The sequence below is a fragment of the Gordonia sp. OPL2 genome, assembly GCF_003797825.1.
Lineage (GTDB): Bacteria > Actinomycetota > Actinomycetes > Mycobacteriales > Mycobacteriaceae > Gordonia.
In genome coordinates this window covers 223,972-236,661 of record NZ_RKME01000004.1, presented here as the reverse complement: position 1 = coordinate 236,661, position 12,690 = coordinate 223,972, and the positions used below count along the sequence as shown (strand labels likewise).

General features: G+C 67.5%; 12 protein-coding genes. 4 read left to right on the top strand and 8 right to left on the bottom strand.

The window, feature by feature from the left end:
- Position 1: 1 nt before the first annotated feature.
- From EEB19_RS06825 to EEB19_RS06810, 4 genes are all read right to left on the bottom strand, one after another.
- Positions 2 to 376, bottom strand: a complete 375-nt coding sequence (locus EEB19_RS06825; protein WP_187584444.1) for an HNH endonuclease — start codon at positions 374 to 376, stop codon at positions 2 to 4.
- The gene (locus EEB19_RS06820; protein WP_262365498.1) at positions 298 to 1,881 is read right to left on the bottom strand and encodes a glycosyltransferase family 87 protein; all 1,584 of its coding nucleotides are present in this window, start codon (positions 1,879 to 1,881) and stop codon (positions 298 to 300) included. Before EEB19_RS06820 ends, EEB19_RS06825 begins: the two co-directional genes overlap by 79 nt.
- A 150-nt stretch (positions 1,882 to 2,031) precedes the next feature.
- On the bottom strand, positions 2,032 to 4,245 hold the full coding sequence (locus EEB19_RS06815; RefSeq protein ID WP_262365497.1) for a transglycosylase domain-containing protein: 2,214 nt from the start codon (positions 4,243 to 4,245) through the stop codon (positions 2,032 to 2,034).
- Positions 4,246 to 4,537: 292 nt separating this feature from the next.
- The gene (locus EEB19_RS06810) at positions 4,538 to 4,927 is read right to left on the bottom strand and encodes a DUF5318 family protein (RefSeq protein WP_187584440.1); all 390 of its coding nucleotides are present in this window, start codon (positions 4,925 to 4,927) and stop codon (positions 4,538 to 4,540) included.
- A gap of 198 nt (positions 4,928 to 5,125) precedes the next feature.
- Between EEB19_RS06810 and EEB19_RS06805 the strand changes: the two genes are divergently transcribed.
- The 3 genes from EEB19_RS06805 (at position 5,126) to EEB19_RS06795 (ending at position 8,009) form a co-directional block, all read left to right on the top strand.
- On the top strand, positions 5,126 to 5,860 hold the full coding sequence (locus tag EEB19_RS06805) for a PadR family transcriptional regulator (RefSeq protein ID WP_187584438.1): 735 nt from the start codon (positions 5,126 to 5,128) through the stop codon (positions 5,858 to 5,860).
- Entirely contained in the window at positions 5,853 to 6,941 is a 1,089-nt protein-coding gene (locus tag EEB19_RS06800; RefSeq protein ID WP_187584436.1) for an inositol-3-phosphate synthase, read from the top strand. The genes EEB19_RS06805 and EEB19_RS06800 overlap by 8 nt, the downstream gene beginning before the upstream one ends.
- A 129-nt stretch (positions 6,942 to 7,070) precedes the next feature.
- Positions 7,071 to 8,009, top strand: a complete 939-nt coding sequence (locus EEB19_RS06795; RefSeq protein WP_187584434.1) for an NADP-dependent oxidoreductase — start codon at positions 7,071 to 7,073, stop codon at positions 8,007 to 8,009.
- 4 nt (positions 8,010 to 8,013) lie between these two features.
- Here EEB19_RS06795 and EEB19_RS06790 read toward each other — a convergent pair whose 3' ends face one another.
- Complete coding sequence (locus tag EEB19_RS06790; RefSeq protein WP_187584535.1) at positions 8,014 to 10,020, bottom strand: aconitate hydratase; 2,007 nt, start codon at positions 10,018 to 10,020, stop codon at positions 8,014 to 8,016.
- 259 nt (positions 10,021 to 10,279) lie between these two features.
- Between EEB19_RS06790 and EEB19_RS06785 the strand changes: the two genes are divergently transcribed.
- Positions 10,280 to 10,915, top strand: coding sequence for an SRPBCC family protein (locus EEB19_RS06785; RefSeq protein WP_187584432.1), 636 nt, complete (start codon positions 10,280 to 10,282; stop codon positions 10,913 to 10,915).
- A 49-nt stretch (positions 10,916 to 10,964) separates the two neighbouring features.
- On the opposite strand, the gene EEB19_RS06780 is transcribed toward EEB19_RS06785, so the two are convergent.
- From EEB19_RS06780 to EEB19_RS06770, 3 genes are read right to left on the bottom strand one after another with little or no spacing between them, the layout of a single operon-like run.
- Positions 10,965 to 11,330 carry a DUF202 domain-containing protein gene (locus tag EEB19_RS06780; RefSeq protein ID WP_187584430.1) on the bottom strand — a complete coding sequence of 122 codons (366 nt, stop codon included), beginning with the start codon at positions 11,328 to 11,330 and terminating at the stop codon, positions 10,965 to 10,967.
- Positions 11,327 to 11,686 carry a YidH family protein gene (locus EEB19_RS06775; RefSeq protein WP_187584428.1) on the bottom strand — a complete coding sequence of 120 codons (360 nt, stop codon included), beginning with the start codon at positions 11,684 to 11,686 and terminating at the stop codon, positions 11,327 to 11,329. The genes EEB19_RS06780 and EEB19_RS06775 overlap by 4 nt, the downstream gene beginning before the upstream one ends.
- Positions 11,683 to 12,678, bottom strand: a complete 996-nt coding sequence (locus tag EEB19_RS06770; protein WP_187584426.1) for a LysR family transcriptional regulator — start codon at positions 12,676 to 12,678, stop codon at positions 11,683 to 11,685. Before EEB19_RS06770 ends, EEB19_RS06775 begins: the two co-directional genes overlap by 4 nt.
- Positions 12,679 to 12,690: the final 12 nt, after the last annotated feature.

Sequence of the window (12,690 nt, the reverse complement as noted above, 5' to 3'; positions counted from 1 at the left end):
CCTACTGAAGTTCGTCGACCGGCGGGCCGGGCTCGACGTCCACCCGCGATGCCCGGATGGCCATCAGCCGCCGCAGGAACAACCCTTCGTCGAGCTTCTTGCGACGCATCCACGCGGTGACCTCGGTGTTGCACTTGCTCGCGTTGCAGGACCGGCAGGCCGGGACGACGTTGCGCTCGGTGTAGCGGCCACCGACCGACAACGGCTGGACGCAATCACGTTGCAGCACGCCGTCGGTGCGACCGCAGTAGGCGCAGCCTCCCCAGGCCGCCTTGATGAGTTCCCACTGCGCCGGGCTCAGGTCGTTGTCGGCGAGGCGCATTCGACGTTGCCGTCGTCGTCCCGCCCGTGCCCTCCGCGAGCCGCCACGTGCCATGCCCCGATCGTAGGCGGCGCACTCGCGCCGACGGTGGAGGCGCGAGGCCGCGGTCGCAGGTCGAGTCGGTCGGGTGCCCGATCGAGTACGCCACCGGCCGGGTCGTCGAGCCGCTCGTGTGGACGATCCCGCCGACTACGGATCAGATCGTCCTGCGGATTCCAGATCTGCCAGACGACGACCGCGCACAGCGCCAGCACCATGATCGCGCGTAGGACGATCGCCACGGTGAACCATTGCTCCGGCAACCACTTTCGGTCCGCATCGAGGTAGAGCGCCATCCGGGGAATCCACACGAAGGCATCGACGAGCATCCAGGCGAACAGCAGGCGTGTGTGCGGGATGGCCAGCACGGCAAGGGGGACCAGCCACAGTGAGTACTGCGGACTCCACACCTTGTTGACGACGAGGAAGCCCGCGACCATCAGGAAGGCGAGCTGCGCGAGTCGGGGACGTTGCGGCGCCAGCAGCGCGACCGCGGCGATCGCCGCCACCACCGCGATCATCAACACCATCGACACGATGTTGAGCACGTCGGTGTTCCAGGTGAACCCGGCCGCATCGCTGATGATCCGATAGAGGCTGTCGCGTTCGGCGGCTCGGTCGGAGTTGTAGCGGAAGAACTCCCACCATCCCTGCGGGTAGGTGATCAGGATGGGCAGGTTGACCGCGATCCACACCAGCACCGCGGCGGCCGCGGTCTGGAAGAACTCGCGGAGCTTCCCGGCGCGCAGGCACAGCACGAACAGCACCGGCAGCAGCAGCACCGGATAGAGCTTGGCCGCGGTACCCAGACCGATGAAAACACCGGAGAGCCAGGGTTTTCGACGCGACCAGCACAGGATGGCGACCGCGACCATCGCCATCGCGATGGCGTCGAAGTTGGTGAAGATGTGCACGATGACCAACGGTGAGAGCGCGGCCATCCAGGTCACCCACACCCGGGTGCGCGCGGTGAGTGCCGTCGCCCAGATGGTCACCAGCCAGAACAGGGCCAGACCGAGCGCGGCGAGGTTGAAGAACAGCACGACGTCGAGAGCTGCTGGCACACCCCACTTCTCGTGTGCGGAGTCCCACGCGCGCGCCACCCACGCCACCCCGTACATGTACATCCCGGTGATCACCGGGTACTCCATGTAGCGCTTGACCTGTTGCCCGTCGCTGCCCTTCTCGAACCAGTAGGTCCGGTACGGGAAGGCACCTTCGTTCAGCCGTTCCGCACCGAACAGGCCGATCACGTCGGAGTAGCAGAGGTCTGTGTACTGCCTCTGGTCGTCCCAGTCGAGCCGCAGCGACGCGCCCGAGGCCGAGTTGCCGTCGGCGGGCGCCTGCTGCAGACAACCGGCTTTGCCGAACCATCCCAGGGCGAGGAAACACAGTGCGAGAGCGAACAACACCCGCAGCGGGGTCCATGTACGGCTGCGCCCGATCGCGGCATGCCGTCCGACGGGCCCCCCGACCACCGAGGACGCCTCGCGCACGACCTCATCGGTGCGCGAGGGCAGGACGCGGTCGGTGTCGACGCGTGTGTCCGCGGCGAGAACACCTGCGGACTCCCACGATCGCGAGTCCTCCGGTCCGCGTCCCGACGACCCCGCGGGGGTGTCGGGGGAGCCCGGCTGGTCCGAGTTTCCCTCTGCCACGGTCACCGGCGGCTAGGGCAGCGCCGGAGGCTCCGGGACCTCCCCGCCACCGGTGTCGTCGCCGGTGCCGGGATCGGTACCTCCGCCGGTGTCTCCGCCGGTGCCACCACCGTTTCCGGTACCGCCACCGTTGCCGGAGTTGCCACCACCGTTGCCACCACCGTTGTTTCCGCCGCCGGCGTTGCCGGGCAGGGTGATGGTCACGCCGGGCGCGAGGGTGATGTTGCCGTCGCCGCCCTCACCCGGGATGCGGGGCGTCTGGCCGTCCTGATCCCGCGGCGTGCGCGATCGCGGCGAGTTGTCGTAGGAGGTCGGCGGTGGCTCGTAGGGCACACCCGCCTGACCGCCGACGGCCTCGGGCTCCGGGAACTGCTGGATCGGCTTGCCGTCGAGGGCGCCGTTCATCGCGGCCTGCCAGATGTCCGACGGCAACATGCTGCCGTAGATCGACGAACCGCTGTAGTTGGTGATGGCGGTGCCGTCGTCGGTGCCGACCCAGACCGCCGTCGACAGCTGCGGCGTGTAGCCGACCATCCAGGCGTCCTTGTTCTGGCCGGTGTCGCCGAGCTGGGCGGTACCGGTCTTGGCGGCCGACGGGCGCGAGCCCAGGTTCGGATCGGACAGCGAATGGCCGTTCGAGTAAGAGGCGATCGGCTCGAGCGCCGAGGTCACGTTGTCGGCGACCTTCGCCGGGAAGACCCGTTCACCGGCGACGTTGCCGCGATCGAACAGGACCTGACCGTCGGAGGTCTCCACCTTCTGCACGAAGTACGGGTCGCGGTGCACTCCGGACGCGGCGAGCGTTGCGTAGGCCGACGCCATGTCGAGGACGCGCGACGGGTACTGGCCGAGGACGACGCCGCCCTCGATGCCACCGTTCTTCTCCTGCAGCGTGTGCTGGATGTCCCCGAAGCTCTCTGCGACACCGGCCTTGTGCGCGGCCGCCGCGACGGCCTTGGCCTGTCCGTCGAGGTCCATCATCAGCCGGTAGTAGACGGTGTTGAGCGACATCTTCATCGCGGTCGCGAGGTTGCACGATCCGCAGCTCTCGCCGTCGGAGTTCTCGACAGTCAGCCCACCGGGTCCGTCGTAGGGACTCGAGCTGTAGACCTTCGACAGCGGGATGTCCTGCTCGAGGGCTGCGACAAGCGCGAACACCTTGAACGAGGAGCCGGTCTGCAGACCCGCCTGCGCGTAGTCCCAGCCGTTCGCGTCGTTGCCGCCGAAGTAACCCTTGATGCCGCCGGTGCGCGGATCCACCGAGACCACGGAGGTCCGCAGCTTCTTCGGCTCGCCCTCGAGCTGACCGTTGGCCGCCTTGACGACCGAGCGCTGCACCTGCGGATCGATCGTGGTGGTGATCTTGAGGCCCTCGGTGCGCACCTGCTGCTCGGAGATGTTGAGCGCTCCGAGTTCGGCGAGCACGCGACGCTTGATCAGGCCGTTGGCACCGGGGGTGTCGTCGGACTGGGCGCGGGCGTTGGGCACCTTCGGATACGTCATCGAGGCGCGCTCACTCGGCTTCATCGCGCCGGTGGCCACCATGCCGTCGAGCACGTAGTTCCAGCGCGCCTGCGCCGCATCCGGATTGATCTCCGGGTCGTAGTAGGAGGGCGAACGGATCGCGGCGGCAAGCACCGCCGATTCCGCAGGCGTCAGCTTCTGCACGTCCTTGCGGAAGTAGGCCTGAGATGCGGCGGAGACACCGTAGGCACCGCGGCCGAAGTAAATGGTGTTGAGGTAGGCGGCCATGATGTCGTCCTTGGACCATTCGTTCGACATCTTGGTCGCGAGCGCGAGCTCCTTGAACTTGCGCTCGTAGCTGTGCTCGTCGCCGACGAGGGCGTTCTTCACGTACTGCTGGGTGATCGTCGAGCCACCGCCGGCCTCACCACCGTTACCGGTGACCTGACCGATCGCGGCGCGGGACAGACCGCGGATGGAGAAGCCCGAGTTGCTGCGGAACTCGCGGTCCTCGGCAGCGATGACCGCATCCTGCATCGACTTGGGGATGTCGGTGATCTTGACGTCGGTGCGGTTGCCCTCTTCCGGGACCACCCGCGCCAAGGTCTGGCCGTTGCTCGTCAGGATCGTGGCGACCTGGTTCTGCTTGATGTCGCCGGGCGCCGGGACCGACGCACCGAAGTACGTCAGGATGAACGCGAGGATGCCGATGAGGGCGACCACCGGCACGACACCGCCGACGATGCCGAGGCCCCAGGCCATCCACCTCTGCCGCTTACGTGTCGTCTCGTCGGCGGACGGTGCAGTGCTCCGGCGTCCGGCGCCACCCCCGCTGGGCGATGTACCGCGGTTGCTCATCGACCCACCTTCCGATCCAGGCGCACGACCATGTCAGCGCTACTCACAATCCGTCTCCGTCGTTCAGCTCGTTACCCCACTGTGACCCACGCAGGGGTATCCGGGCAAAGTGTCGGCACCCGGTTCAATACGCGCGGACGACGTGGAGCAGGTCGTCGTCAGCACCGATACACACCCGATGCGCCCGCGAGTCGGGTTACTTGGCGACCCGGCGCGAGCGCGTGGAACGTGGCGGCAATCCCGCAACGTACGACTGGACGAGATGGTTCCAGCTGCACGTGCGGCACACCTCCACCACGTGTACCGAGAACTCCTCCGCAGAGGTGGCCAGCCGGGCGATCTCGTCGTTGGTCCGGGCCGAACCCGACACCTGGCCGAGTTTCTCGCCGAACACCCACGACACCAGCGTGACCTGCTCTTTTCGGCAGATCGGGCACAGCGTCGACGAGGGTCGCCCATGGAACTTGGCCGCACGCAGCAGATAGGGACTCGCGTCGCAGACGTCGGCCACAGCGGTCCGTCCGGAGTGGACATCGGACAGCCGTGACCTCCTCTGCAGGGCGTAGTCGACGATCTGGCGTTGCACGAGTTCAAGGGTACGTGGTCGCTTCCGCCGCTGTCGGTGTGACCGTCGTCGCGCCGGGCGCGTGTCGTTCGCCGAATCGCGCCCGCTGTAGACGCAAGTTATATCGCTGCGATACATTGGGAATCACATCAGAGCGAGATGTCGGCACATCGGTGTCGTCGACGTCACCCATGGGCCGACCGAAAGGAGTGAGCACCGATGCTGGAGCTCGCGATTCTCGGATTGCTCCTGGAGTCCCCGATGCACGGCTACGAGCTGCGCAAGCGGCTCACCGGCCTGCTCGGCGCGTTCCGCGCGTTCTCGTACGGCTCGCTCTATCCGACATTGCGACGCATGCAGGCCGACGGGCTGATCGACGAGGCGACCGCGCCCACGACCGTCAAGGTCCGCCGCGCACGACGCGTCTATCAGCTCACCGACGCCGGGCGCGAACGGTTCAGCGAGCTCGTCGCCGACACCGGTCCGCAGAACTACACCGACGATGGTTTCGGCGTGCACCTCGCGTTCTTCAGCCGGACACCGGCGGTCGCCAGGATGAGGATCCTGGAGGGCCGGCGCCGTCAGGTCGAGGAACGCCGCGAGGGTCTGCGCGAGATCGTCGGCCGCTCCAACAAGGCGGTCGACCGCTACACCCGCCAGTTGCATCAGCTCAGCCTGGAATCCAGTGAGCGTGAGGTGCGCTGGCTCAACGAATTGATCGCGGCGGAGGCGTCGGGCGACACCGACGACCTTCCCGACGACGGTGACACCCCCTCGACACGAGGGAACGACTCGGGACGCAGCCTGCTGACCGACACCGTCGACACAGACTTCCGTGTTGCGGGCTCAGAGCCGAGCCGTGACGGGGGACCAGAGGAAACCGAACAAGAGAAAACACCGGTGGCGCAGCGATCTGCGACGCCCCGAGTAGAAGGAGAACCCGACCATGGGTGAGCCCAATAAGGTGCGCGTGGCCATTGTGGGCGTGGGAAACTGCGCTTCATCCCTGGTTCAGGGCGTGCAGTACTACAAGGATGCCGACGAGAACTCGACGGTTCCGGGCCTGATGCACGTGAAGTTCGGGCCGTACCACGTCCGCGACGTCGAATTCGTCGCCGCCTTCGACGTCGACGCCAAGAAGGTCGGCTTCGACCTCTCCGACGCGATCTTCGCGAGCGAGAACAACACCATCAAGATCGCCGACGTGGCCCCCACCGGTGTCACGGTCCAGCGCGGTCACACGCTCGACGGACTCGGCAAGTACTACCGCGAGACCATCACCGAGGCCGACGGTGACGGCACCGACGTCGTGCAGGCGCTCAAGGACGCCGAGGTCGACGTCCTCGTCTCCTACCTCCCGGTCGGTTCCGACCAGGCCGACAAGTTCTACGCACAGTGCGCGATCGACGCGAACGTCGCATTCGTCAACGCACTGCCGGTGTTCATCGCCTCCGACCCCGAGTGGGCGCAGAAGTTCACCGACGCGGGCGTCCCGATCGTCGGCGACGACATCAAGAGCCAGGTCGGCGCGACCATCACCCACCGCGTGATGGCCAAGCTGTTCGAGGACCGCGGCGTCGCCCTCGACCGCACCTACCAGCTCAACGTCGGCGGCAACATGGACTTCAAGAACATGCTCGAGCGTGAGCGTCTGGAGTCCAAGAAGGTCTCCAAGACCCAGGCCGTCACCTCCAACCTGACCGGCTCGCTCGCCGGCAAGGTCGAGGACAAGAACGTCCACATCGGACCGTCGGACCACGTCGAGTGGCTCGACGACCGCAAGTGGGCCTACGTCCGCCTCGAGGGTCGCGCCTTCGGCGACGTGCCGCTGAACCTGGAGTACAAGCTCGAGGTCTGGGACTCCCCCAACTCGGCCGGCATCATCATCGACGCCGTGCGCGCCGCGAAGATCGCCAAGGACCGCGGCATCGGCGGACCGATCCTCCCGGCCTCGGCCTACCTGATGAAGAGCCCGCCGAAGCAGCTCGCCGACGACGTCGCGCGCCAGGAGCTGGAGACCTTCATCCACGGCTGATCGCCGACCGGCCATCCGGCCGCCGTCGAACGACCACGATCGTCCCCGTGAGCGGGGTCCGAGGGGAACACCCCTCGGCGACCGCTCACGGGGACGTTTGTGTTCGCGCGTCCGCACTACCCTGGCCACATGCACGTACAACGCTGGGTGGCCACGGGTTTCGACGGACTCGACGACTTCGCGCTCATCGACGACGAGCTCGATCCGCCCGGCCCGGGCGAGGTGATCATCGGTGTCCGCGCGGCCGGGGTCAACCCCGCCGACCTGAAACACGCACGGCGAAAAGTAGATCCGTCACAGCTGCCGCTGCCGATCGGCTACGAGGTGTCCGGCGAGATCCTCGCCCTCGGGCCGGATACCGAGATCGCCTCGGGCGGAGGCGTGATCGCCGATGAGGTGCTGGCCTTCCGCGTGCACGGCGGGTACGCGACCGCGCTGTCCGTTCCGGCGGAGAAGGTCTTCGCCAAGCCGCCGACCATCGATCATCCGGCGGCGGCCAATCTGCTGCTGGCCGGGTGCACCGCCGCCGACATGCTCCGGGCCGCCGCTGTCGAACCGGGTGAGACCATCCTGCTGCACGCCGCGTCCGGCGCGGTGGGGGTCGCTGTCCTCCAGCTCGCGCGCCTGCGCGGCATCACCGTCGTCGGCACGTCGAGCCCCACGAATGCCGAACGCGTACGCGAATTCGGTGGCATCCCCGTCGACCACGGGCCCGGACTCGCCAACCGCGTCCGCGCGGCCGCGCCCGACGGGGTCTGGGCCGCGCTCGACGCGGCCGGTACCGACGAGGCCGTCGACACCTCACTCGAACTCGTCGCCGACCGTTCCCGCATCGTCACCGTCGTCGCGCCGGGACGCGCCGCCGACGACGGCTTCGTCGCGCTGGGCGGTGCGCAGCCGGAGAGCCTCGCGTTCCGTGACTCCGTGCGCCCGGAGCTGATCCGGCTCGCTACCGCAGGCGATCTCGTGGTCCCGGTCGCGCGCACGTTTGAGCTGTCCGAGGCGCGCGCCGCACTCGAGCTCGTCAGCGCAGGCCATCCGGGAGGGAAGGTCGCGCTGATCCCGTGACAGCTCAGCTGATCTCGCCGCTGTGCTGCAGAACGGTCTCCTTCGCCTCCTGGACGTCGGATTCCTCCTCGGCGGCCAGTCGCGGGATGAGACCGCCGGCCAGGACATCGGCGACCTGCCGCTCCGAGAGGCGATGCCGGACCTCGAATGTCGTTCCCTTGGTGACATTCTCGATCGTCAGCCGGTCGGTCGACCCCAGGGTGTCGCGCAGCCCGGTGACCTTGAGGACGTCGTCCTGATCGATGGTGTCGTGGTCGGTGGGGTCGTCGAACTCGACTGCCAGCACCCCGAAATTGGCGAGGTTCTGCCAGTGGATGCGCGCGAATGACGCGGCGATCACCATGCGGAGACCGAGATGTCGCGGCGCGATGGCGGCGTGCTCGCGGGAGGAACCCTGCCCGTAATTCTCGCCGCCGACGATGATGTGCCCGCCGTCGGCGGCAGCGGCACGCTCCGGGTAGGTCTCGTCGATCTGGGTGAAGCTGAACTGCGCCAGCTTCGGGATGTTCGACCGGAACGGCAGCGCCCGCGCACCGGCCGGCGAGATCTCGTCGGTGGAGATGTTGTCGCCGACCGTCAGCAGCACCGGCGCCTCGATGACGTCCGGGAGTTCGTCGAGCTCGGGCAGGCTGGAGATGTTGGGGCCCTTCACCGGTTCGACCGTCGCCGCGGACTCCTCGTCGATCGGCTCCACCAGCATGGCGGTGTTGACCGCGTGTTCGCGGGGGAGATCGAGGTGCGGGTAACTCATCTCCACCTCGGCCGCCCAGTCGCGCGGATCGGTGATTTTGCCGGTGAGCGCCGACGCGGCCGCGGTCTCCGGCGAACACAACCACACCGCATCCTCCCGGGTGCCCGATCGACCGGGGAAGTTGCGGGGCATGGTGCGCAACGAGTTCCGGCCCGTCGCCGGCGCCTGCCCCATCCCGATGCATCCCATACACCCGGCCTGGTGGATTCGGGCGCCGCCGATCACGAGTTGGGTGGTCGAGCCCATCTCGGTGAGGTCGGCGAGGATCTCCCGCGACGTCGGGTTCACATCGAAACTGACCTCCGGCGACGTCTGCCGCCCGTCGATCATCGCCGCCGCGATCGCGAAATCACGCAGACCCGGATTGGCGCTCGACCCGATCACGACCTGCGAGATCTGCTCACCGGCCACCTCGCGCACGGGGACCACGTTGCCCGGCGACGACGGTTTCGCGATCAGCGGCTCGATCGTCGACAGGTCGATGGTGTCGGTGATGTCGTACTCGGCGCCGTCGTCGGCGACCAGCTCGGACCAGTCGTCCTCACGTCCCTCGGCTCGCAGGAACTCCCGCACCGCCTGATCACTCGGGAACACCGTGGTGGTGGCGCCCAGTTCGGCACCCATGTTGGCGATGACGTGGCGGTCCATCGCGGTCAACCCGTCGAGACCCGGGCCGTGGTACTCGATGATCCGGTTGACCCCGCCCTTCACGTCGTGGCGGCGGAGCATCTCGAGGATCACGTCCTTGGCCGAACACCATTCGGGCAGTTCGCCGTCGAGCCGGACTCCCCAGATCTCGGGCATCCGAATGTTGAGCGGGTGCCCGGCGATCGCCAGGGCGACCTCGAGCCCGCCGACGCCGATCGCCAGCATGCCGAGCGATCCGGCGGCCGGGGTGTGCGAATCCGACCCGACCATCGTCGAACCCGGCACACCGAACCGCTGCATGTGCGTCGGATGTGAGACACCGTTACCGGGTTTGGAGAACCACAACCCGAATCGCATACACGCCGTCCGGAGGTACTCGTGATCCTCGGCGTTCTTCTCATCGGTCTGCAGGAGGTTGTGGTCGACGTACTGCACGCTCACCTGTGTCCGCGCGCGGTCCAGACCGAGCGCCTCGAGTTCCTGCATCACGAGGGTGCCGGTGGCGTCCTGGGTGAGGGTCTGATCGATGCGGATCGCGATCTCCTCACCGGGTGTCATCTCACCCCGCTCGAGATGTGAACCGATGAGTTTCCGGGCGACGTTGTCGGGCATGACGCACTCCTCGCCGCAGACGGCGTGTGCAGTGGCGACGTCTCCCGACAGCTCGCGTCCGAGCAGATGGGCTGTCGTCGAACCGTCGGTGGGGCCCGCGTCGGGCCCGGCCACTGCGACGCGATCTGACGTTGCGCTCGGACTGTCCCCCATGCTTCCAGCCCGACGCCGCGCTCGCCACGAGATCGTCGCGATCGGCCTCTCGAATCGGTGACATTGGACCCACGACATCGGTCGTCGACGGGCGCATGCTGGGAACATGAACACCGCAACCGCCCTCACTGTCGCGGCGGTGGCTGCCGGGACCGCGGCGGTGGGATATCGACGATTCCTGCGACAGCCGATCCTCACCTGGGGTGCCACCGACGACGAGGTGGCCGCGACCCTGCCCGGTGACGATCTGCTGCCCGAGGCCGACGGCACGTCGACGCGCGCGATCACCATCCACGCCCGCCCCGAGCACGTCTACCCGTGGCTCGCGCAAATGGGACCGGCTCCGCGGGGCGGGGCCTACACCTACGACTGGATCGAGAATCTGCTCGGCCTGAACATGCACAGCACCGATCGGGTTCTCGACGAGTTCCAGCGCCCGGCGATCGGTGAGGTCATCGCGCTCGGCCCGAACCGGATGCGGATCGCCGTCGCGGACCCGGGACACGCGTTCGCGACGCGCTCGGAGGACGGCAACTGGGTGTGGGCGTTCACGCTCGTCGCGCTCGACGGCCGCACGACGCGGCTCATCAGCCGGAATCGTTTTCGGCTGGCCCGGTTGCGCGACCGGATCGGGATGCTGCCGATGGAGCCGGGATCACTGATCATGGAGCGCAAGATGCTTCGGGGCATCCGGGAGCGCGCCGAGGCGTTGGCGCGCCGCGAGGACGCCATCCCCGCCTGAACCAGGCCGGCGCACGGTATCGCACACGCACGCGTGTTCGCTTCTGCCGTCAGGCGAGCACGACCCACAGGCCGCTGAGAGCGAGGAGGACGATGCTCGCCGCGAGCGCGGCGGCCGTTCCCAGCGCCGGAGTCAGGCGCCCGGCGATGAACTGCCGGCGCCGCGTCGGGCGGGAGAGCGTCTCGCGCACCCCCGCGATGGTGACGACCGTACTCGCGACTATCGCCCCGGCGACGGCCACTCGGCTGTGGAGAGGGAACACCCGCATGCACAGCGTGCAACATCCCAAGAGAGACAACACCATCCGCACGAGCGACATCGACGTTCGCTCGAGTTGGAGTCCGTCGTCCGGAGGACCGTCCGGCCGCGCGATGCCGGCTCGCCGACGACGGGCATCTGCAGTCGACGACGTCATCGCATTCGTATCACTTCGACGATCAGAGCTGTCGCACACACGACGAGCACCACACCCAGCACGGGCGCCATCACGGGCGTGGGCAGTCTGCGGCCAAGGCGCAGGGCGCGTTCCGCGATCACCCAGTGGACCAGGGATGTCACGGCGAGCACGCCTCCGCTGACGAGAAGCACAGCGGACAGGACGGTGGCGATGAGTGGGCTAACGACCGTGCCGCCGACGACCTGTAGACCGATTCCTGCAGCGAGAAGCGCTGTGGCCGTGCGGGACCAGGCCAGGTATGTGCGTTCGTTGGCGAGCGTGAAGCGGGGATCCGGGTCCTCGCCGTCGGTGAATGGTGTCCAGTTCGATGTCACTCGCGGGTCCCCGTCGGTGGTGGCGGATCGGACTCCAATTCGTCGTATGCGGTCAGTGCAGCCTCGATCAACGGGACTCCGGTGTCGATGAGTTCGGCGATGCGCCCGTTGCGTCGGGCGAGGTCCGCGCGACTCTGAATCGCGAAACTCTGTGCGACCGGGTTGAGGGGACCCGGGCGGTGCACGATCCCGAAAGGTGTTCGGATCGCGGGGTCGGTCTCCACGACGACCGCCCCGAGCCGATGCGCGGCGACCGCCATACGCAACGGGAGGAACGCGCACGCCGCCCCGTTGAGCACCAAGGTGAGTTGGGCATGCCGGTTGGGAACCTGCGCACGGATGGTCGGGGTCACCGACTCGCGTCGCAGTATCGAGGTGACGATGTCGTTCTCTCGCACGGCCGAGTTGCTCACCGCAAGCGGAACCCGATGAAGTCCGGTGAGCTGGAAGATCGCTGCACCATCGGTCGGGGTTCCGGGCGGCATCACGAGCAGGAGCCGCTGTACGCCGAGCGTCATCTGCTCGAGATTCTCCGTCGGAACCGGAAAGGTCGTGAAGCCCAGCTCACAGTGGCCCGCCAGAACCTCGTCGCACAGCTCGCGCACTCCGACGAACTCCGACAGGTCGATCCGAATCTCGGGATAGAGCCGAGTGAACGAACCACTCCATGCGGCGACCGCGTCGCTGGACATCTCCGGCATCGTGCCGATCGTGATCGATCCGACCTGCAGGTCGCGGGCACCGCGCATGATGTCCTCGGCGGCGACGACATCGGCGAGGACACGTCGAGCAGGTTCGATCAGCAGTTGCCCTTCCGCGTTGATGACGAGATTGCGTCCCGTCCGGTGGAACAGGGACAACCGCAGTTCACGTTCGAGTTGGCGAATTCCCTGGGAGAGCGTCGCCTGCGCGATGTGCAGATGCTGTGCGGCCCGATTGACACCGCCGTGCTCGACGACAGCCAAGAAGTACTCGAGTTGTCGCAGATCCATCGGTCCACCGTC